Origin of the sequence: Arenimonas malthae CC-JY-1, from assembly GCF_000747075.1 — a bacterium.
Taxonomy (GTDB): domain Bacteria; phylum Pseudomonadota; class Gammaproteobacteria; order Xanthomonadales; family Xanthomonadaceae; genus Arenimonas; species Arenimonas malthae.
The window spans coordinates 32,363-53,834 of record NZ_AVCH01000203.1; the positions used below are offsets into that span (position 1 = coordinate 32,363).

The window sequence follows — 21,472 nt, forward strand, 5'->3', positions numbered from 1 at the left end:
CAGGCCGCGCGCCCTGCGCCCGGCCTGGCCAACCCGGCGCGGCCGCGTGCGCGGCCGGCGTCGCCCGACCTCTCCTGCGCGTCTCCCGGTGCGCAGAACGTGCAAGGCGATCACCATGCGATCAATCACCTTTCCCCCGGGCCGGCGAAATGCCGCCCGCAAACGCGCCGCTGCCGTCCTGGCGCTCGTGTTGGCGTTGGCGCCGACGCTGCTGGCCGCCGCGCCGGTCCCCGGCGCCGACCTGGCCTCCGTGCGGAGCTGGCTGCTCGCGCACAATCCCGAACTGCGTGCCCTGCAGGCGGAGGCCGGGGCGGCGCAGGCCAGGGTGCTGCCCGCCGGGGCACTGCCCGATCCGATGGCCGAAATCGAACTGATGGGCATCGACCCCGACCGCCCCAGCCTGCTGCCGGCCAACGTCGAAACCACGACCTGGCGGCTCAGGCAGTCGTTCCCGATGTGGGGCAAGCGCGGACTGGCGCGTGACGTCGCCCGCCGGGAGGCCGACGCCGCGAGCCTGGACCGCGAGGCGGCCGCCCGCGACCTGCTGGCCCGGGCCGAGCAGGCTTACGTGCGCTTCTGGCACGCCCGCGAAGCCGTGGCGGTGTTGGACCGGCAGATCGAACTGCTGGGCCGGATGGAAGAGGTCGCGCGCCGCCGCTATGCGCTTGGCGTGGCGGCGCAACAGGATTCGATCCGGGCGCAGGTGGCCCGCACCGGCCTGCAGGGGGAACGCATCGCCCGCCTGGCCGGGCGCGACGAGACGGCGGCGATGCTCAATGCCGTGCTGGCGCGCCGCGCCGACGCCCCGCTGGCCGAACCGGCGGCGCCGCCGGTGCTGGCGCTGCCTGCCGACACTCTGGACGGCGCCCTGGCCTTGCTGGCCGACGCAGGCCACCCCGCGCTGCAGGCCAGCGCCGCCCGGGCCGGCGCCGCCGACGCCGCCATCGAGCTGCAGCGTCGCGCGCGTTACCCCGACCTGGGCCTGGGGATCGGCGCCCTGCAGCGACAGGACCGCGTCGAGGGGTACGAAGTGATGCTGTCCGTCGACATCCCGCTGCAGCAGGGCGCCCGCCGCGAACGCGAACGCGAGGCGCGCCTGCGGGGCGACGCGGCCCGGGCCCGGTCCGACGCACTCGTCGCGGAACTGTCCGGCCAACTCGGCCAGGCCTGGTCGCAGGCCCGCGGCGCGGGCGACCAGCGCCGCCTGATCGAACGGACGCTGATGCCCCAGGCGCAGGCCAACTTCGAGTCGGCCCTCGCCAGTTACCGCGTGGGCGAAGTGGATTTCGGAACCCTGCTCGAAGCCCTGGAGGCCTGGCAGGGCGCGGACCTGGCGCGGCTGGACGCGCGCCGCGACGAATTGCTGGCCGCCGCCGCCGTGCGCGCGATCACCGGAGGTGTGCAATGAACGGAGTGAAGTGGAGTGCGCTGGCGCTCGCCCTGGGAGCGGCAGTGGCGGTGGGTTGGTGGACGGGGCGTGCATCGGCGCCGGCGGAATCGCCGCGGCGGGACGCCACGGCGGAACCCGTCGGCCGCGAGGTCCTGTACTACCGCAATCCCATGGGTCTTCCCGACACCTCGCCGGTGCCGAAGAAGGACTCGATGGGCATGGACTACCTGCCGGTGTATGCCGACGAGGCGCCCGCGCCGGAGCCGGGGGCCGTGCTGCTGTCGCCGGAAAAGATCCAGCGTTTGGGCGTCCGCACGGAAGTGGCCGTTCGCGAGTCCCTGGCCACCCGGGTGCGGGCGAGCGCCACGGTGGCGGTGGACGAAACCCGCGAGTTCGCGGTCGCGCCGCGTTTCGAGGGCTGGGTCGAAACCCTGCACGCCAACCAGACCGGCATGGCGGTCCGGCGCGGCGACGCCCTGGCAACGGTGTACAGCCCCGAACTGGTCGCGGCGCAGCAGGAGTTCCGGGTGGCCGACGAGGCCGCGGCGCGGCTGGCAGGCAGCGACCCGGCCGGCGCGGAAACGATGCGCCGCCTGCGCGACGCCGCCCTGGCGCGCCTGCGCAACTGGGAGGTGTCGGGTGCCGGCGTGGCCCGGCCGGGCAGCGGGGCGCGGCTGGTGCTGTCGGCCCCGGCCGATGCGGTCGTGGTGGAGAAGCGCGTCGTGCAGGGCGAACGATTCGAACCGGGGCAGACGATCCTGCGCCTGGCCGACCTGTCCTCGGTCTGGGTGGTGGCGCAGGTACCGGCCTCGGCGCTGGCGGATATCGCCGTCGGCGACGCCGCCCGCTTCGCGACGCCCAGCCTGCCCGGGCAGGATTTCGAGGGCGAGGTGGACTTCATCCAGCCCCTGGTGGATGTCGGCAGCCGGACCCTGGGCGTCCGCATCGCCCTGGAGAACCCGGAGGGCCGGCTGAGGCCGGGCCTGTTCGGCGACGTCGAGCTGGTGGGGCGGGCGACGACGCCCGTGGTCGTGGTCGACCGCTCGGCGGTGATCGATTCGGGCACGCGCCAGGTCGTGCTGGTGCAGACCGCGCCTGGCCGGTTCACGCCGCGCGAAGTGCGCCTGGGTTCGCGGGCCGGCGACCGGGTGGCCGTGCTTTCGGGCGTGTCGGCCGGCGAAACCGTCGTGGTCTCGGCGAATTTCCTGATCGATGCCGAGAGCAACCTGCGTGCCGCCCTGGGCGGCATGGCGCCCGGCGAGGCGGGCGGTCCGGAGGCCCCGGCCGAGGACCCGCATGCCGGCCACACGGGAGGCCACTGACATGCTCGCCCGTCTGATCGAATGGTCGCTGCGCAACGTCTTCCTGGTGCTGGTGGCGACACTCGCCGTCACCGGTGCAGGCCTGTATGCCCTGGCGAGGACGCCGCTCGACGCGCTGCCCGACCTCTCCGACGTGCAGGTGATCGTGTTCACCGAGGTGCCCGGCCAGGCGCCGCAGGTGGTGGAGGACCAGGTCACCTACCCGCTGACCACGGCGATGCTGTCGGTGCCGAAGTCGAAGGTCGTGCGCGGCTTCTCCTTCTTCGGCGCGTCCTTCGTCTACGTGATCTTCGAGGACGGCACCGACATCTACTGGGCGCGCTCGCGCGTGCTTGAATACCTGGGAACCGTCTCGAAGCAGCTCCCGGCCGGTGTTTCGCCGACCCTGGGTCCGGATGCCACCGGCGTGGGCTGGGTCTACCAGTACGTCCTCGAGGGCAGCCAGCGTTCGCTCGACGAACTGCGCGCGGCCCAGGACTGGTACGTGCGTTACCAGCTGGCCAAGGCGCCGGGCGTGGCCGAGGTCGCCAGCGTTGGCGGCTTCGTGCGCCAGTACTCGGTCACCGTGGACCCGGGACGGCTTCGCCAGTACGGGGTTCCGCTCGCCCGGATTTCCGAGGTCATCGCGGCAAGCAACCGCGACGTGGGTGGCCGCGTGCTGGAGATGGCCGAGACCGAGTACATGATCCGCGGCCGCGGCTACCTGCGTGGCATCGAGGACATCGAACAACTGGTGGTCAAGGCCGATGGCGGCACCCCGGTGCGGGTGGGCGACCTGGCCACGGTGGAACTGGTGCCGGACGAGCGCCGTGGCATCGCCGAGCTCGACGGCGAGGGCGAGGTGGTCGCCGGCATCGCGGTGGCCCGATTCGGCGAGAACGCGCTGGCGGTGATCGAAGGCCTGGAAGCGAGGATCGCCGAGATCGCCCCTGGCCTGCCGGAGGGCGTCTCGATCCGCGCCGTGTACGACCGCTCCGACCTGATCCACCGCGCCATCGCCACGTTGCGCTGGACGCTGGTGGAGGAGGCCCTGATCGTCGCCCTGGTGTGCGTGGTCTTCCTGTTCCACGTCCGGAGCGCGCTCGTGGCGATCATCATGCTGCCCGTGGGCGTGCTGGTCGCTTTCCTGGCCATGCGCCTGCTCGGCATGAACTCCAACATCATGAGCCTGGGCGGCATCGCCATCGCCATCGGCGCCATGGTGGACGCCGCGATCGTGATGATCGAGAACGCCCACAAGCACATCGAGCGCGACAACGGCCGCACGCCGCGCCTGGCGCTGATCATCGCCGCCTGCCGCGAGGTCGGCCCGGCGCTTTTCTTCAGCCTGGTAATCATCACCGTCTCCTTCCTGCCCGTGTTCGCCCTGGAAGCGCAGGAAGGGCGGCTGTTCCATCCGCTGGCCTCCACCAAGACCTTCGCCATGGCCGCGGGCGCGTTGCTGTCGGTGACCCTGGTCCCGGTGCTGATGCTGCTGTTCGTGCGCGGCCGGATCCTTCCCGAGGCCCGGAACCCGGTCAACCGCTTCCTCGTGGGGATCTACCGGCCGGTGATCAACCTCGTGCTGCGGCACAAGGCGGCCACGGTCGGCGCGGCGCTCCTGGTGATGGCGGTGTCGGCCTGGCCCGCGTCCCGCCTGGGCAGCGAATTCATGCCGACGCTCAACGAAGGCACCCTGCTGTACATGCCCAGCTCGCTGCCCGGGATGTCCGTCACCAAGGCGGCGGAACTGCTCCAGCAGCAGGACCGGATCATCAAGGGCTTCCCGGAAGTCGAATCGGTCTTCGGCAAGGCCGGGCGGGCGCAGACCGCGACCGACCCGGCGCCGCTGGAGATGTTCGAGACCGTCATCAACCTCAAGCCCGAGGACCAGTGGCGCGAGGGCATGACCGTGGACAAGCTCATCGCCGAAATGGACGCGGCGCTGCAGTTCCCGGGCGTGGCGAACTCCTGGACCATGCCCATCAAGGCGCGCACCGACATGCTGGCCACCGGCATCCGCACGCCGATCGGCATCAAGGTCTTTGGCACCGACCTGGCCGGGATGGAGCGCCTGGCCCGGCAGATCGAAGCGGCCGTGCGCACGGTCCCCGGCACCACCAGTGCCTACGCCGAGCGCCTGACCGGCGGCTTGTACCTGGACATCGAACCCGACCGCCGGCAGCTGGCGCGCCATGGCTTGCCCGTGGGCGACCTGCAGGACGTGGTGGCCACCGCGCTGGGTGGCGACGTGGTCACGCGCACCGTGGAGGGCCGCGAGCGGTTCGGGGTGGTCGTCCGCTACCCGCGCGGGCTTCGCGACAGTCCCGAAGCCATCGCAAGCCAGGTGCTGGTGGCGACGCCCGGCGGCGCGCAGGTTCCGCTGGGCGAGCTGGCCGACCTCCGCATCCGCCGGGGCGCGCCGTCGATCCGCACCGAAAATGCCCTGCTGTCGGCCTACATCTACGTCGACACCCGGGACGCAGACCTGGGCGCATACGTGAAGGCGGCGCAGGCGGCCGTGGCGCGGGACGTCGCCTTCCCTCCGGGTTATTACGCGACCTGGAGCGGGCAGTACGAGTACATGCAGCGGGCGATCGCGAAGATGAAGGTCGTGGTGCCGGTGACCCTGGCCATCATTTTCCTGCTGCTCTACCTCAACTTCCGCCGCGTCGGCGAAGCACTGATCGTGATGCTCTCGGTGCCCTTCGCCCTGGTCGGTGGCGTGTGGCTGCTCTGGGCGCTGGACTACAACCTGAGCGTGGCCGTGGCCGTCGGCTTCATCGCCCTGGCCGGCGTCGCGGCCGAAACCGGCGTCGTGATGCTGATCTACCTCGACCAGGCGCTGGAAGCCCGGGCCGAGGCACGTCGCGCGCAGGGCGGGGCGCTTTCCGCTGGCGACCTCGCCGAGGCGATCGTCGCGGGCGCGGTGGAACGCGTCCGCCCGAAGATGATGACCGTCGTGGCGATCATGGCCGGCCTGCTGCCGATCATGTGGAGCACGGGCACCGGTTCGGAGGTGATGCGACGCATCGCGGCGCCCATGGTTGGGGGTATGGTGTCGTCGACGGCGCTGACGCTGGTGGTCATCCCGGCGATCTATGCGCTGGTGAAACAACGCGCGATCTCCCGCGCCAACACGAGTCTTGCCGGAGGAGGCCTGCCATGAGCCACCCGCACCGACCAGGAAACCCGGAACGGCCCGGGGGCGCGGCCCCCGGCACGCGCTACACCTGCCCCATGCATCCCGAGATCATCCGGGACGCGCCCGGCACCTGCCCCAAGTGCGGCATGGCGCTGGAGCCCATGGTGCCCAGCGTCGAGGACGAAGAATCACCCGAGCTCGCCGACTTCACCCGGCGGTTCTGGGTCACGCTTCCGGCGACCCTGGTCGTCCTGGCGCTGGCCATGGCCGGGCATCGCTGGGGCGCGCTGGACGCCGCCACGCGGACCTGGATCGAGCTGGCGCTGTCGACGCCCGTGGTGGCCTGGGCGGCGGCGCCGTTCTTCGCCAGGTGGGCGACGTCGCTGCGCACCGGCCAGCTCAACATGTGGACGCTGATCGGCACCGGCGTGGGCGCGGCTTACCTCTACAGCGTGGTCGCCACCGTCGCGCCCGGGATCTTCCCGCCTTCGTTCCGCGAACACGGCCGCGTGGGCGTGTATTTCGAAGCGGCGGCCGTGATCGTGTCGCTGACCCTGCTGGGCCAGATGCTGGAGCTGCGGGCGCGCTCGCAGACCTCGGCGGCGATCAGGGCCTTGCTCCGGCTCGCGCCCAAGACGGCGCGGCGCATCCGTGCCGATGGCAGCGAGGAGGACGTCGAGGTCTCGCAGGTGCACGTCGGCGACCGCCTGCGCGTGCGCCCGGGCGAGAACGTGCCCACCGACGGCAGGGTCGAGCAGGGCCATTCCAGCGTGGACGAGTCCATGATCACCGGGGAATCGTTGCCGGTGGCCAAGGGGCCCGGCGACCCGGTGATCGGCGCCACGCTCAACACCTCGGGCAGCCTGGTGATGGTGGCCGGCAAGGTCGGCGCCGACACCATGCTCAGCCAGATCGTGCAGCTGGTGGCCAACGCCCAGCGTTCGCGCGCGCCGATGCAGCGCATGGCCGACGTCGTTTCCTACTGGTTCGTGCTGGCGGTGCTGTCGATCGCGGTGCTGACCTTCTTCGCCTGGGGCCTGTTCGGGCCGGAGCCGGCCTGGGTGTACGCGGTGCTCAACAGCGTCGCCGTCCTCATCATCGCCTGCCCCTGCGCCCTGGGCCTGGCCACGCCGATGTCCATCATGGTCGCCACCGGGCGCGCAGCGGGCGCCGGCGTGCTGTTCCGCGACGCCGAGGCGATCGAGAACCTGCGCAAGGTGGACACGCTGATCGTGGACAAGACCGGGACGCTCACCGAGGGCCGGCCGGCGTTCCGCACCGCCGCCGGCGCCGCGGGCTGGGAGGCCGGTGAAGTCCTGCGGCTGGCGGCCTCGCTCGACCAGGGCAGCGAACACCCGCTGGCCGCCGCCATCGTCAATGAGGCACGGGAGCGCGGACTGGCGCTGTCGGAGGCGGAGTCCTTCGAGTCCGCCAGCGGCATTGGCGTGCGCGGGCGGGTGGCGGGCAAGGCGCTGGACCTGGGCAACCATGCGCTGATGGCCGAGGAGGGCGTCGATGTGGGCGGGCTGCTGCCGCAGGCCGAATCCCTGCGCGCGGAGGGCGCCAGTGTGATGTTCCTGGCGGTGGAAGGGCGCGCAGCGGGGCTGGTCGCCGTGGCCGACCCGGTGAAGGCCAGCACGCCGGCCGCCCTGGAAGAGCTGCGCCAGGCCGGCCTGCGGCTGATCATGGCCACCGGCGACGGCGAGACCACCGCGCGCGCCGTGGCAAGGGCGCTGGGCATCGACGAAGTGCACGGGGAAGTGCGTCCGCAGGACAAGGCCGACCTGGTCGCGGCGCTGCAGCAGCAGGGCCGGCGGGTGGCCATGGCCGGCGACGGCATCAACGACGCCCCGGCGCTGGCCCGCGCCGATGTCGGCATCGCCATGGGCACCGGGACGGACGTGGCCATGTCCACCGGGCAGGTCACCTTGGTCAAGGGCGACCTGCGCGGCATCGCCCGCGCCCGCCGGATCTCCCAGGCGACGGTGGCGAACATGAAGCAGAACCTCGGCTTCGCCTTCCTCTACAACGCCCTGGGCGTGCCTGTCGCGGCGGGCCTGCTGTACCCGTCGTTCGGCCTGTTGCTCAGTCCGATGATCGCGGCGCTGGCGATGAGCCTGAGTTCGGCCTCGGTGGTGGCCAATGCGCTGCGGCTGCGCCGGGTGGGCGGCCACGCCTGACGGGACGGAGCTCCTGCCCCCGGGACCGCCCTGTCCACGGGGGGGCAGGTGACCGCCGCCTCCGCTTGCCACGCCGCAGCCTCCACCCGTCACAGGAGGCCTGCCGGCGCGGCGGCGCCGTGCCCATCATCCGCTCCACGCAATCGTGCGTATCGGAGCTGGCCATGAAATTCAGACAAACCCTGCTGTCCGCCTTCGCCGCGTTCGTGGCGCTTACCGGCGTGTTGCCGTGTGGCGCAGCCACCGCCGACGGCGTGCACCCTTCGACGCCCGAACAGAACAAATCGCTCGCCCGCCGGGTGTACGAGGAGGGCCTCAACCAGGGCCGGTTCGACGTGCCCTATGCGCCGGACTTCGTCGGCCACGGCGGTGCGCGGACCTTCACCCACGCCCAGGGCATGGCCGAAGCCAAGGGCTGGCGCGATGCCTTCCCCGACCTCAACATGCGCATCGACCTGATGGTCGCCGAGAACGACATGGTGGCGGTGCGCTGGACCGCGACGGGGACCAACACCGGCACGGGCAACGGCATCCCCGCCACGGGCCGGAGCGTGGAAACCCACGGCACCACGATGTTCCGCATGGCCGACGGGCGCATCGCCGAAGAGTGGACCTGCGCCAACTCGCTTGGCCTGATGCGCCAACTCGGTATGCTGCCGGCACCGGCCGCGGCGCCCGCGACCGGCAATGCCGCCAAGGGTGGAACCCGCTGAGGGCAGTGATGGGCAAGCGCGTTGGACGTTCGGGCGGGCCCCCGGTGGAATACCGGGGGCTTGCCGTGCTGGCGGCCTGGACGCTCGTGGCGATGCTGCTGGCGGGCCAGGCCTGGTTTGCCGCGAACGTGCGCGGCGAATCACTGGCCTGGGGGCGCGCCAGCCTCGTCTGGCTGGCCTGGGCGGCCACGTGGGCCGCGCTCACGCCGCTTGCCCTGCGCCTGGCGGCGCGCTTCCCGGTGGAACGGCCGCGCCTGTTCCCTTCGCTCGCGGTCCATGCGTTGTCGGCACCGGCCTTCGCCGTGGCCAGCCTGGCCCTGTTCGCCCTGCTGGCGCCGCTGGTCGGCGCGTCGAATGCCGAACCCACCTGGCTGGCCACCTTGCGCCGGCTGCTGGGCACGACCTTCCTGCTGAACCTGCCGGTCTATTGGCTCGTCGTCGGCGCGGCGCAGCTGGAACGGCTGGTGCGGACGGCGCGCGAAAACGACCGCCGCCAGCTGCAACTCGAGGCGCAGCTGGCCGACGCGCGGCTGCAGGCGCTGCGCACCCAGCTGCAGCCGCACTTCCTGTTCAATGCGCTCAACACCATCTCGGTGCTGATGCGCGAGGACGTCGATGCCGCCGACCGCATCCTGCTCCAGCTCAGCGCCCTGCTGCGCCGGCTGCTCGACAGCGGCGAGGAGCACGAGGTGCCGCTGCGCGAGGAGCTCGACTTCCTCGGGAGTTACCTCGGGATCGAGCGGGCGCGTTTCGACGGGCGCCTGGACTACGAAATCGCCGTGCCCGACGAGCTGCTGGAGGCCCGGGTTCCCAACCTCGTCCTGCAGCCCCTGGTGGAGAACGCCCTGCGCCATGGCCTCGCCGCGCGCGCCAGGCCGGGCCGGATCGAAATCAGGGCCCAGCGGCAAGGCGACGATTTGCAGCTGTTGGTGCGCGATGACGGGCGCGGCCTTCCCCCGGGGGCGAGCGAACGCGTGGGCCTGTCCAACACGCGGGCGCGCCTGGCGCTGATGTACCCCGGCAGGCACCGCTTCGACCTGCGCAACGCGCCGGATGGCGGCGTCGTTGCCGAAATAATCATTCCGCTGCGGACCCGGCCATGAGCATCCGCGTGCTGGTCGTCGACGACGAACCCATCGCCCGCCGGGGCCTCCTGCGGCTGCTCCGGCAGGAGACGGACATCGAGGTCATCGAGGAATGCGGCGACGGCGAAAGCGCGGTCGACGCCATTGGCAGGCTTGCGCCGGACCTGGTGTTCCTGGACGTGCAGATGCCCGAGCTCGATGGTTTCGCCGTGATCGAGGCGGTGGGCGCCCAGCGCATGCCCGCGGTCATCTTCGTCACGGCCTTCGACCAGCACGCCGTGCGCGCCTTCGATGCGCAGGCGCTCGACTACGTGCTCAAGCCCATTGATCCGGCGCGTTTCCGCCGCGCGCTGCAGCGTGCGCGCGAGCGCCTGGCCAGGCTGGACGGCGACTTCGTGCGCCGCGTGGCGCTTGCCCTGGGCGAAATCGACCGGAGCGGGGCGCCGCGCCATCCCGACCGCCTGGCGATCCGCTCCGAAGGCCGGGTGCGGCTGGTGGATGTCGGCGAGGTCGAGCGGCTCGTCGCCGCGGGGAACTACGTCGAAGTCCACGCCGGCGCCAGGCCGCACCTGATGCGCGAGACCATGGCCAGCCTCGAGGCGCGGCTCGATCCCGCGTGGTTCGTCCGCATTTCGCGCGCCGCCATCATCGGCATCGGCCATGTCCGCGAAGTGCAGCCGCTGTTCAACGGCGACTTCGTCGTGATCCAGAAAAGCGGCGCCAAGGTGAACGGAAGCCGGCGTTACCGGGCGGCGCTGGAGAAGTTGCTGGGCTGAAAAAAACGGGGCCGCGATGCGGCCCCGTCGAGGGTTGTCGAACCCGGGGATGCGCCATCCTTAGCGCGCGGTCTCGACGCCTCCCTCCACCTTGGCCGGGGCCGTGCGGGGCGCGACCCACAGGCGCAGCACGAACCAAGCCAGCGACAGCGCGCCGATGCTGAAGATCGTGTCGCCCGGAACGCGCATCCACACCAGCATGTCGATGATCGGCCGCTGCATGAACTCGGCCGAGCGGGCGAACCAGTAGCCTTCGCCGATGGCCGCGTTGAGCTGCAGGATGCCGATGGGCAGCAGGGTGAACAGCGCCATGCCCGCCAGGCCGATGTTCATCGCCCAGAAGGCGGTGCGCAGTGGCGCTTCCGGCCAGATCGCGTTCGGCTTCATGCCGCGCAGGCAGAACAGCATCAGGCCGATGCCCAGCATGCCGTACACGCCGAACAGCGCGGTGTGGCCGTGCAGCGGGGTCAGGTTCAGGCCCTGCATGTAGTACAGCGGCAGCGGCGGGTTGATGAGGAAGCCGAACAGGCCCGCACCCACCAGGTTCCAGAACGCCACCGCGGTGAAGAACAGGATCGGCCACTTGTAGCGCTGCATCCACGGCGTGGCATGGCCGAGCTTGTAGGTGTGGTAGGCCTCGAAGCCCACGTAGGCCAGCGGCACCACTTCCAGCGCCGAGAACGAAGCGCCCAGGGCGATCACCGCCGTCGGGGTGCCCGTGAAGTACAGGTGGTGCAGGGTGCCCAGCACGCCGCCGGCCATGAACACGATGGTGGCGAACAGCACGGCCACCGTGGCGGTCTTCACCTTGATCAGGCCCAGCTTGGTGAACAGGAAGGCGATGACCGCCGTGGCGAAGACCTCGAAGAAGCCCTCCACCCACAGGTGCACCACCCACCAGCGCCAGTACTCCACCATCGACAGGTGGGTGTGCTCGCCCCACAGCAGGCCGGCGCCGTAGAACAGGCCGATCGCCACCGTGGAGAGGAAGAGCAGGGTGGTGATGGACTTCGACTCGCCGCCCTTGCGGATGGCCGGCACCAGGCAGCGGCCCACCAGGGTCAGCCAGATGCCCAGGCCCAGGAACAGGAACCACTGCCAGAAGCGGCCCAGGTCCACGTATTCCCAGCCCTGGTGGCCCCACCAGAAGTTCTTCTCCAGGCCCAGCTTCTGCATCACCGCGAACCACTGGCCCGCGAAGGAACCCACCACGATGATGATCAGGCAGACCCAGAGCACGTTCACGCCCAGCGCCTGGTACTTCGGTTCATGCCCGGAGATGGCCGGGCCGATGTACAGGCCCATGCCCAGCCAGGCCGTGGCGATCCACAGCACCGCCAGCTGGGTGTGCCAGGTGCGCGTGAGCGAGTAGGGCAGGATTTCCGACAGCGCGAAACCGTAGGCTTCCTGGCCTTCCACCTGGTAGTGCGCGGTGACCGCGCCGAGCAGGATCTGGGTCAGGAACAGCGCCACCACGATCCAGAAATACTTGGCCGTGGCCTTCATCGACGGCGTCACCACCACCTGCGCCAGCGGGTCGGCCAGCGGCAGCTTCGGGTCTTCGTCGCGCTCGTGGTTCACGGCGTAGTGCCAGCCCAGCAGGGCCACGCCGGCGATCAGGAACAGCACGCTGAACACCGTCCAGCCCAGCAGGTGCGGCGGCGGCGTGTTGCCCACCACCGGGTCGTGCGGCCAGTTGTTGGTGTAGGTGATGTCCTTGCCCGGGCGCTCGGTGACGGCGGTCCAGGCGGTCCACCAGTAGAACGCGGTCATCTGGCGGCGGTGCTCCGCGTTCGGGACGGTGTCGTCCTTCATCGCATAGGCCTCGCGCAGCACCTTGGTGGCCGGGTCGTTGCTGAACAGGCTCTGGTAGTGCGCCGAGACGTTGGTGATGGCGGCCAGGCGGTCGGCGTCGATGGTGATGGTGCCGCTGCCTTCGTCGAAGGTGTTGGCGCGCATCATTTCCTGCAGCCGGGCTTCGAGCGCGGCCTGCTCGGGCTTGCCCAGCGAGGCATAGTCGGGCGCGGAATGGTCGGCGCGGGCCCAGCGGTCGAGGATGTCCACGGCCTCGCGGTGCAGCCAGTCGGCCGTCCAGTCCGGGGCGACGTAGCCGCCATGGCCCCAGATCGAGCCCAGCTGCTGGCCGCCGATGGACTGCCAGACGGTGCGGCCGGTCTGGATGTCATCGCGGGTGAAGACCACCTCGCCCGAGGTCGTGACGACCTTCTCGGGGATGGGGGGCATGACACGGTGGATCTCGCTGCCGACCCAAAGCAGGGCGGCGAACGAGACCGCGAGCAGGACGGCTAGCGCTGTCCATAGTTTGCGGGTACTGCTCATGACGGCTCTCCTGACAGGATGCCGCCATGCTCGTCACCGGGGCCCGCCCGGTCACTGACTCAGGTCAAGTGGCCTTCAGTTCCGCAGGACCGCCCGGGCCAGCTCTTCCAGGCCGGCGGGGTTGGTGATTTCCAGCTCGCGCCGCTCCACCTTGACCAGGCCGTCTTCCTGCAGGCGCCGCAGCACGCGGCTCACCGTTTCCGGGGCCAGGCGCAGGTAGTTGGCGATGTCGGTGCGGGTCATGGTCAGGTGCAGGCGGGTGGCAGAAAAGCCGCGCTGCGCGAAGCGCCGCGACAGCGCCACCAGGAAGGCGGCCATGCGCTGGTCGGCGCTGTAGTCGCCGGCCAGCAGGGCGGCCTTGCCGATGTCCTGGCTGAGCAGCTTGAACAGCTGCGCCTGCAGCCCCGGCATGCGGGTGGCCAGCAGGGCCATCTTCGGGAACGAGAACCGGCACAGCATCACCGTGTCCAGCGCCACCGCGTTGCAGGGGTAGCGGGCCTCGGAAATGGCGTTGAGGCCGATGATTTCCCCGGGCAGGTGGAAGCCCAGCACCTGCTCCTGGCCGGTGGCGTCGAGCACGTAGGTCTTCACCGTGCCGGCGCGCACCGCGGCGATGGCGTTGAACTCGTCGCCCTCGCGGAAGATGTGTTCGCCTTCGTGGAAGGGCCCGATGTGCTCGACCAGCACGTGCAGGTCCATCAGCGACGACTTGTCGTACCCCTGCGACAGGCAGGCGTCCGAGAACGCGCAAGTGCTGCAGAAATGCAGGGCGTCGCCGTCGTCGGCGATGGGGTTGTGCCGCGGGCGGTGGGCCGGCGGGCTCACGGGGACACCCCGGCCGGGCTCAGATGGCCTTGGAGAAGCGCGCGGGTTCGGCCTGGGCCTGGTGCAGGTAGCGGTCGAAGCATGCCGCGATGATACGCAGCAGGAGCCGGCCGCGCGAGGTCGCCGTGATCCGGGTGGCCGAGACCTCGACCAGGCCGTCGGCCTGCAGGGGCAGCAGCCGGGCCAGGTCGTCCTGGAAATACAGGCCGAAGTCGATGGCGTGGCGCTCCTCGAGCTCGGGGATGTCCACCTCGCCCTGGCACATCAGCTGCTGGATCAGGTCGGCCCGCAGCACGTCGTCGGCGTCGAGCTGCATGCCGCGCCAGGTGGGCAGGCGGCCGTTGTCGATGGCGATCTCCCAGCTGGGCAGGTCGCGCGGGTTCTGGCTGTAGGTGTCGCCGACGTGGCTGATGGCGCTCACGCCCATGCCCACCAGGTCGCAGTCGGCGTGGGTGGTGTAGCCCATGAAGTTGCGGTGCAGGCCGCCCTTCTCCTGGGCCACCGACAGGTCGTCGCCGGGCAGGGCGAAGTGGTCCATGCCGATGTAGCGGTAGCCCGCGGCCGAAAGCTTCTCGATGGCCAGCTGCAGCAGGCCCAGCTTGTCCTCGGCGCTGGGCAGCAGGGCTTCGTCGATCTGCTTCTGCGGGCGGAACAGCTGCGGCATGTGCGCGTAGCTGTAGATGGCCAGGCGGTCGGGGCGGGTGGCCACGACGGTGTCGAGCGTGCGGCCGAAGCCCTCGCGGGTCTGGCGCGGCAGGCCGTAGATCAGGTCCACGTTGACCGAACGGAAGCCATGCTTGCGGCAATCGTCGATCACGGCCTGGGTCTCCTCCACCGACTGGATGCGGTTCACCGCGGCCTGCACGGCCGGGTCGAAGTCCTGCACGCCCAGGCTGGCGCGGTTGAAACCCATGAAGGCGAGGGCCTCGATGTCGCCCTTGTTGATGAAGCGCGGGTCGAGTTCGATCGAGAAATCGCGCGCCGGCGACTGGCTGAAGCGGAAGTGGGTGTTGAGGCTCTCGAGCAGCTCGCCGATCTGGGTAGGGCTGAAGAAGTTCGGGGTGCCGCCGCCGAGGTGGATCTGCAGCACTTCGCGGTCGCGGTCGAACAGCGGGCCGAGCAGGGCCACTTCGCGCACCAGGCGCGCCAGGTAGGTCTCGGCGCGGGCCAGGTCGCGAGTGATGATGCGGTTGCAGCCGCAATAGAAGCAGGGGCTGAAGCAGAACGGCACGTGCGCATACAGCGACAGCCGGCGCGGGATCGGGTCGTCGTTGCTCAGCCTGGCCGCCTTCGCGAACTCCGCCGGCCCGAAGCCCGGCTTGAACTGCGGCGCGGTCGGGTAGGAGGTGTAACGGGGACCCGGCCGGTCGTAGCGGCGGAGCAGGTCGGCGTCGAAGGGGGGGATGGCAGCCATGGCAGGCAGACTAGCCGCCCGTGCCGTCCCCGTCCTTGACACCGGTCAAGCCGCGGTGTGCGCTCAGATCCATTTGGCGCGGCGCAACACGACGAAAAGCCCGGCCACCACCGCCACCGTCGCGCCCACCAGGATGGCGTAGCTGTAGCGTCCGCCCAGCTCGGGCATGTGCCGGAAATTCATGCCGTACCAGCTGGCGATGAGCGTGGGCGCGGCCAGCAGGCCGGCCCAGCCGGCCAGGCGTTTCACCACTTCGCCCTGGGCCACGGTGACCAGCGCCAGGTTCACCGACATGGCCGCGGTGAGCATTTCGCGCAGGGTGTCGGTGGCGTCGTTCACGCGCAGCGTGTGGTCGTACACGTCGCGCAGGTAGAGCCGCATTTCCTCGCCCACCAGGTTGGTGTGCACGCGGGTGAGCTGGCCGGTGATGTCCTGCATCGGGCCCACCGCCAGCCGCAGCCGGGTGAGTTCGCGCTTGAGGTCGTAGAGCTTGCGCACGGTCTCGCGGCTGAAGCTCTCGGCGAAGATGTCCTGCTCGAGCGCGTTGAGCTTCTCGCGGAAGTCGTCGACGATGGGCAGGTAGTTGTCGACGATGAAGTCGAGCACGGCGTACAGGCCGTACGTGGGGCCGATGGCCAGCAGCTCGGGTTCGCGTTCGCAGCGGGCGCGCACCGCGTTGTAGGACAGCGAGGTGCCGTGCCGCACCGTCACCAGGTAGCGCGGGCCGACGAAGATGTGGGTTTCGCCGAAGGAAACCTTGCCTTCCAGCGCCTGGGCGGTATGCACGGCGATGAACAGCGAATTGCCGTAGGCCTCGATCTTGGGTCGCTGGTGGGCGTGGTGGGCGTCCTCGATGGCCAGGTCGTGCAGGTCGAATTCCTCCTGCAGCTTGTCGAGCAGCGATTCCTCGGGTTCGTACAGGCCCACCCAGACGAAGCTGCCGTCGTCCACGGCCAGCACGTCGCTGATTTCGTCGAGGGTGATGTCGCGGCGGGCGCCGTCGCGGCCGTAGCGGACGCAGTTGACGACGCAGGCGGGCGAAGGCTTCTGGGCGTTTTCCATGCCGGCATCATCGGCCGGCATGGGCGCGCGGGCAAGGTCAGCGCTTGGGGTCGAAGGTGCGCAGCAGGGCCCAGTGCAGCGGCAACAGCAGCAGCACCCATTCCACGTTCTGCTGCGGCAGGAAGGGCAGGAATTTCATGAAGCCCGCCACCGCGGCGCCACCGGCCACCACCCACAGCAGCGGCGCGAACCGGCGCGAGGGCTCGCGGCCGCGCAGTCGCGCCCAGCCGCCCGGCAGCAAGGCCAGGCACAGCGGGCTGAGCAACAGCAGGTTTTCGTTGCCGTGCGCGGCCACGTGCGCGGTGCCCAGCCACAGGAAGGCCAGCGTCAGGCCGGCGAGGCCGGCGACCCCCCAGAAGGCGAGCGCCCCGGCGGCCAGCGCACGCGGCGCGCGGCGGCCGGACCACAGCACCAGGCCGGCCAGGGCCAGGCCGGCCAGGAAGGCCTGGCCGCGCAGGCGCGGGGCTTCGGCGGGCGGCTGGCCGATGCGGTGCGGCAGCAGGGATTCTTCGCTGGCCACCAGCGGGCGGCCGTCCTCGAGCTTCACTTCGCGCAGGGCGTCGCGCAGGCGCATGGGGATGAAGGATTCTTCCCAGCGCGACAGCGGGCGGTCGGCATAACCGGCCAGGCCGACGTGGAAACCCACCGCCATCCACGGCGCCGGCGCGGCCAGGCGCACCGATTCGCTGCGGAAGGTGTTGCCCTGCGAGCGGCCCGACAGCTGCGCCTTGAGCGCGCCGCCCAGGGCCTGGTCGAGCGCGTCGCGCACCTTGGTGGAGCAGTTGGCGGTGTAGTAGTCGTAAGTGTAGCGGGCGTTTTCCGGGCGCGCGTGCAGGGCCAGCGCGGCGGCCAGGGCGTCCGCCTGTCCCGGCGCCAGGTCGAGCCACTGCACCACCACGCCGCGGCCGGATTGCTCGTAGCCGTACAGGTCGTGGTCCAGCGACAGCACTTCCAGCCGGTACTCCATGCGGCCGCGCACGAAGTTCCAGTGGAAGCCCGGTTCGTCGAGGTCGAAGAAGCCGAAGTTGTAGGACAGCGGGCCGGGGCCGGCCGGGTCGTCCACGACGATGGCGTTGTGGCCGAAGCGCTCCCAGAAGATTTCGCCCGGCTCCATGGTGAGCACGCCGATGCGCGGCGCCGCCGCGGCCAGGCCGGGCAGCAGCCAGGCCAGGCACAGCAGCAGGAGCACGGGCAGGGGCAGGGCGGCCGCGCCGCGGCGCCGCTCAGGCTTCCGCATGCACGCTCACCACGAAGGTATGCACGCGCCGGCGGTCGGCGCGGCCCACGCGGAAGTGGAAGCGGCCCAGGGCCAGTTCCTCGCCCGCCTCGGGCAGGTGGCCGATGGCCGCGGTGACCAGGCCGCCGATGGTGTCGTATTCGTCGTCCGGGAAATCGGCGCCGAACTGCTCGTTGAAGTCGCCGATCGGGGTGAGGGCGTCGACCATGAACTGGCCGTCGGCCTGGGCGGCGATGAGCTTGGCTTCGTCGGCGTCGTCGTGTTCGTCGTCGATCTCGCCGACGATCTGCTCGAGCACGTCCTCGATGGTGACCAGGCCGGCGACGCCGCCGTGTTCGTCCACCACGATGGCCATGTGGTTGCGCGAGAGGCGGAACTCCTTGAGCAGCACGTTCAGGCGCTTGGATTCGGGGATCAGCACCGCCGGGCGCAGTAGTTCGCGCACGCTGCCGGGGCCGCCGTCGGCCACCATGCCGCGCAGCAGGTCCTTGGCCAGCAGGATGCCGAGGATCTCGTCGCGGTCTTCGCCGTGCACGGGGAAGCGGCTGTGGCCGGATTCGACCACCAGGCGCATCAGGTCCATGAACTTCGCGTCCACGGGCAGGGACACCATCTGCGAGCGGGGCACCATGATGTCGCCGACCTGCTGCTCGGACACCGACAGGGCGCCCTCGAGCATCTTCAGGGTATCGGCGCCGAGCAGGCCGTTGGCCTGGGCCTCGCGCAGGATCTCGACCAGGTCTTCCCTGGTCCGGGGTTCGCCGGAAAAGGCCAGGCTCAGGCGGTCAAGCCAGGAGCGGCGTTCCGGCAGGCTACTAGGGGAATCTTCGGACATCTCGGTAGGGCAGGCGCCACGGGGGCGGAGCGCCCGATTCTACCCGGAACCCGCGACGGGTTCATTTCGGCTCAATAGGGGTCGGGCAGGCCCAGCCCGGCCAGGATCTCGCGCTCGAGCTGCTCCATGGCCTCGGCCTCGCGCTCGTCCTCGTGGTCCAGGCCCAGCAGGTGCAGCACGCCGTGCACGGTGAGGTGGGCGTAGTGGGCGGCCAGGGGCTTGCCCTGGTCCTGGGCTTCCTTGGCCACCACGGGCGCGCAGATGACCAGGTCGCCCAGCAGGGGCAGGTCGACGCCCTCGGGCAGGTCGGCCGGGAAACTGAGCACGTTGGTGGCGTAGTCCTTGCCGCGGTAGTGCCGGTTCAGGGCCCGGCCTTCCTTGGCGTCCACCAGCCGGATGGCCAGGTCGGCCCGGCGGATGCGGCCCTCGGCGGCCGCGGCGGCCCATTTGCGGAAACTGGCGGCGCTGGGCAGGCCCTTGCGGGGCAGGCCGTAGCTGACGCCGACATCGAGCTGCACCGGACCCTTGGTCATTCCTGCGACTCCTTCCCGTCCCGGGCATCGTAAGCCCGGACGATGCGCGCCACCAGCGGATGCCGCACCACGTCGTGGGCGGTGAAGAAGGTGAAGCTGATGCCCTCCACCCCGCGCAGCACGTCGATGGCGTCGCGCAGGCCGGACTTCTGGTGCTTGGGCAGGTCGATCTGGCTCAGGTCGCCGGTGATCACCGCGGTGGACCCGAAGCCGATGCGGGTGAGGAACATCTTCATCTGCTCGATGGAGGTGTTCTGCGCCTCGTCGAGGATGACGAAGGCGTCGTTGAGCGTGCGGCCGCGCATGTAGGCCAGCGGCGCGATCTCGATGACGTTGCGCTCGAGCAGCTTGGCCACCTTTTCCACGCCCAGCATTTCGTACAGCGCGTCGTAGAGCGGCCGCAGGTAGGGGTCGACCTTCTGGCTCAGGTCGCCGGGCAGGAAACCCAGCTTCTCGCCGGCCTCCACCGCCGGGCGCACCAGAAGCAGGCGCTGCACGCGGCTTTCGTTCAGGGCCTCGACCGCCATGGCCACCGCCAGGAAGGTCTTGCCGGTGCCGGCCGGGCCGATGCCGAAATTGATGTCGTGGGTGGCGATGGCGTGCAGGTATTTCGCCTGGTTGGCGCCGCGGCCACGCACCGTGCCGCGCTTGACCCGGATGGTCACTTCCTGCGGCGAAGGGCCCTGGTCGAGCCGCTCGAGGTTGGCCTGGCCCATGCGCAGGTGGATCTTGTGCGGGTCCAGGGTTTCGAAGGCAGTTTCCTCGTAGAGCGCGCGCAGCAGTTTTTCCGCCGCCTCCACCGCCGCCTCGTCGCCGGTGACGCGGAACACGTGGCCGCGGTTGGCCACTTCCACGCCCAGGCGCAGTTCCACCAGGCGCAGGTGTTCGTCGGTGGGGCCGCACAGGTTCGCCAGGCGGACGTTGTCCTCGGGTTCGAGCGCGAAATCGCGCTGGCCGCGCTTGCTCATGCCAGCGCCTCCCCGGCCACCGCCACCACTTCGCCGCGCAGCGAATTGGTGCGGGCCTCGGTGATGCGCAGGTCGACGAACTGGCCCACCAGGCGGCGCGGGCCGGGGAAGTTCACGTTGCGCATGTTTTCGGTCTTGCCGGTGAGCTCGGCCGGGTCCTTGGCGCTGGGGCCCTCGACCAGCACGCGCTCGATGCCGCCGACCATGGCCTCGGAAATCCTGCGGGCATTGGCGTTGATGGCGGCCTGCAGGCGCTGCAGGCGGGCGTTGGCGACGTCGGCGGGTACTTCGTCGTGCAGGTTGGCGGCCGGCGTGCCGGGGCGGCGCGAGTAGGCGAAGGAGAAGCTCTGGTCGAAGCCGATGTCCTCGATGAGCTTCAGGGTGGCCTCGAAGTCGCGCTCGGTTTCGCCGGGGAAGCCGACGATGAAGTCCGAGCTGATCACGATGCCGGGCTTGGCCTCGCGCAGGCGGCGGATCTTTGCCTTGTACTCGAGCGCGGTGTGGCCGCGCTTCATCGCCGCCAGGATGCGGTCCGAGCCCGACTGCACGGGCAGGTGCAGGAAGCTGGCCAGCTGCGGCACGTCGCGGTGGGCTTCGATCAGGCTGTCGGTGAACTCGACCGGGTGCGAGGTGGTGTAGCGGATGCGGCCCACGCCCTCGATCTGGGCGATGGCGCGGATGAGCAGCGCCAGGTCGGCCTCGTCGCCGTCGGCGGTGGCGCCGCGGTAGGCGTTGACGTTCTGGCCCAGCAGGTGGATCTCGCGCACGCCCTGCGCGGCCAGCTGGGCGCATTCGAGCAGCACGTCGTCGAAGGGCCGGCTCACTTCCTCGCCGCGGGTGTAGGGCACCACGCAGAACGAGCAGTACTTGCTGCAGCCCTCGATGATGGAGACGAAGGCCGTGGGGCCTTCCGCGCGCGGCTCGGGCAGGCGGTCGAACTTCTCGATCTCGGGGAAGCTCACGTCCACCTGCGGGCGGCCGCTGTCGCGGCGGGCGTCGATCATGCCGGGCAGGCGGTGCAGGGTCTGCGGGCCGAACACCAGGTCGACGAAGGGCGCGCGCCTGAGGATGGCCTCGCCCTCCTGGCTGGCCACGCAGCCGCCGACGCCGATCAGCACCGGCTTGTCCTTCTTCAGGTGCTTCCAGCGGCCCAGCTGGGAGAACACCTTCTCCTGGGCCTTTTCGCGGATCGAACAGGTGTTGACCAGGATGACGTCGGCCTCGGCCTCGTCCTGGGTCAGTTCCAGGCCGTGTTCGGCGGCGAGCACGTCGGCCATGCGGGCCGAGTCGTACTCGTTCATCTGGCAACCGTGGGTCTTGATGTAGAGCTTGCCTTTCGAAGGCGAAGTCCCGGGCATGGCGGCGGTTAATCCGTTCCGGAGGGGGGCGGTATTGTAGCGCGGGGCCGGGGCGCCACTTGGCAAGCGGCCCCGGCAGGAGTAAACCTCGCGCCCATGAACCTCCGTCGCGCCCTGCTGGCCTGCCTGCTGGCCGCCGCCGCCTTCCCGGCCGCGGCGGGCACGCTTTACCGGTGCACCGGCGCCGACGGCATCCCGAACTACACCGGCCGGAAGATCGCCGGCGCCAGCTGCAAGGTGGTGTCCACCTTCAGCCAGGCCGATGCCCGGCCCCGCGCCGCGGCGCCGTCGGCCGCCGCGGCCGGTGGCG

17 protein-coding genes are annotated in these 21,472 nt (G+C 70.5%); 8 read left to right on the plus strand and 9 right to left on the minus strand.

The genetic code is table 11. From position 1 onward, the window contains the following. Positions 1–115: 115 nt before the first annotated feature. The 7 genes from N790_RS13705 to N790_RS13735 all read left to right on the plus strand — a co-directional run bounded on the left by N790_RS13705 (position 116) and on the right by N790_RS13735 (position 10,590). Positions 116–1,408 carry a TolC family protein gene (locus tag N790_RS13705; protein ID WP_052385975.1) on the plus strand — a complete coding sequence of 431 codons (1,293 nt, stop codon included), beginning with the start codon at positions 116–118 and terminating at the stop codon, positions 1,406–1,408. Between the two features lie 152 nt (positions 1,409–1,560). Next, positions 1,561–2,712: an efflux RND transporter periplasmic adaptor subunit gene (locus N790_RS13710; RefSeq protein WP_052385976.1), complete on the plus strand. Its 1,152-nt coding sequence runs from the start codon at positions 1,561–1,563 to the stop codon at positions 2,710–2,712. Between the two features lies 1 nt (position 2,713). Next, complete coding sequence (locus N790_RS13715; protein WP_043805114.1) at positions 2,714–5,860, plus strand: efflux RND transporter permease subunit; 3,147 nt, start codon at positions 2,714–2,716, stop codon at positions 5,858–5,860. Positions 5,861–5,931: 71 nt separating this feature from the next. Continuing rightward, positions 5,932–8,016, plus strand: coding sequence for a copper-transporting P-type ATPase (locus N790_RS13720; RefSeq protein WP_043805116.1), 2,085 nt, complete (start codon positions 5,932–5,934; stop codon positions 8,014–8,016). A gap of 119 nt (positions 8,017–8,135) precedes the next feature. Continuing rightward, entirely contained in the window at positions 8,136–8,729 is a 594-nt protein-coding gene (locus tag N790_RS13725; RefSeq protein ID WP_156970095.1) for an ester cyclase, read from the plus strand. An 8-nt stretch (positions 8,730–8,737) separates the two neighbouring features. Continuing rightward, positions 8,738–9,832, plus strand: a complete 1,095-nt coding sequence (locus N790_RS13730) for a sensor histidine kinase (protein WP_156970096.1) — start codon at positions 8,738–8,740, stop codon at positions 9,830–9,832. Beyond that, positions 9,829–10,590 (plus strand): LytR/AlgR family response regulator transcription factor, encoded by a 762-nt coding sequence (locus N790_RS13735; RefSeq protein WP_043805117.1) that lies wholly within the window; start codon positions 9,829–9,831, stop codon positions 10,588–10,590. The genes N790_RS13730 and N790_RS13735 overlap by 4 nt, the downstream gene beginning before the upstream one ends. Positions 10,591–10,650: 60 nt before the next feature. Here the strand turns inward: N790_RS13735 and N790_RS13740 are convergent, their stop codons facing one another. The 9 genes from N790_RS13740 to miaB all read right to left on the minus strand — a co-directional run bounded on the left by N790_RS13740 (position 10,651) and on the right by miaB (position 21,162). Beyond that, complete coding sequence (locus N790_RS13740) at positions 10,651–12,930, minus strand: nitric-oxide reductase large subunit (protein WP_043805120.1); 2,280 nt, start codon at positions 12,928–12,930, stop codon at positions 10,651–10,653. Between the two features lie 75 nt (positions 12,931–13,005). After that, complete coding sequence (locus N790_RS13745) at positions 13,006–13,755, minus strand: helix-turn-helix domain-containing protein (RefSeq protein ID WP_043805122.1); 750 nt, start codon at positions 13,753–13,755, stop codon at positions 13,006–13,008. Between the two features lie 19 nt (positions 13,756–13,774). Then, positions 13,775–15,169, minus strand: a complete 1,395-nt coding sequence (gene hemN / locus N790_RS13750; RefSeq protein WP_043805125.1) for an oxygen-independent coproporphyrinogen III oxidase — start codon at positions 15,167–15,169, stop codon at positions 13,775–13,777. Positions 15,170–15,232: 63 nt separating this feature from the next. Continuing rightward, positions 15,233–16,231: a magnesium and cobalt transport protein CorA gene (locus N790_RS13755; protein ID WP_043805127.1), complete on the minus strand. Its 999-nt coding sequence runs from the start codon at positions 16,229–16,231 to the stop codon at positions 15,233–15,235. Between the two features lie 37 nt (positions 16,232–16,268). Continuing rightward, complete coding sequence (locus N790_RS13760) at positions 16,269–17,468, minus strand: lipoprotein N-acyltransferase Lnb domain-containing protein (RefSeq protein ID WP_043805129.1); 1,200 nt, start codon at positions 17,466–17,468, stop codon at positions 16,269–16,271. Then, the gene (locus N790_RS13765) at positions 17,455–18,303 is read right to left on the minus strand and encodes a CorC family transporter (protein WP_043805131.1); all 849 of its coding nucleotides are present in this window, start codon (positions 18,301–18,303) and stop codon (positions 17,455–17,457) included. Before N790_RS13765 ends, N790_RS13760 begins: the two co-directional genes overlap by 14 nt. 71 nt (positions 18,304–18,374) lie before the next feature. After that, positions 18,375–18,836 carry an rRNA maturation RNase YbeY gene (gene ybeY, locus N790_RS13770; protein ID WP_043805133.1) on the minus strand — a complete coding sequence of 154 codons (462 nt, stop codon included), beginning with the start codon at positions 18,834–18,836 and terminating at the stop codon, positions 18,375–18,377. Continuing rightward, positions 18,833–19,804 carry a PhoH family protein gene (locus N790_RS13775; RefSeq protein ID WP_043805134.1) on the minus strand — a complete coding sequence of 324 codons (972 nt, stop codon included), beginning with the start codon at positions 19,802–19,804 and terminating at the stop codon, positions 18,833–18,835. The genes ybeY and N790_RS13775 overlap by 4 nt, the downstream gene beginning before the upstream one ends. Next, positions 19,801–21,162: a tRNA (N6-isopentenyl adenosine(37)-C2)-methylthiotransferase MiaB gene (miaB, locus tag N790_RS13780; protein ID WP_043805136.1), complete on the minus strand. Its 1,362-nt coding sequence runs from the start codon at positions 21,160–21,162 to the stop codon at positions 19,801–19,803. The genes N790_RS13775 and miaB overlap by 4 nt, the downstream gene beginning before the upstream one ends. A gap of 96 nt (positions 21,163–21,258) precedes the next feature. Between miaB and N790_RS13785 the strand changes: the two genes are divergently transcribed. After that, the coding region (locus N790_RS13785; RefSeq protein WP_043805138.1) for a DUF4124 domain-containing protein at positions 21,259–21,472 on the plus strand (214 nt) is incomplete at its 3' end.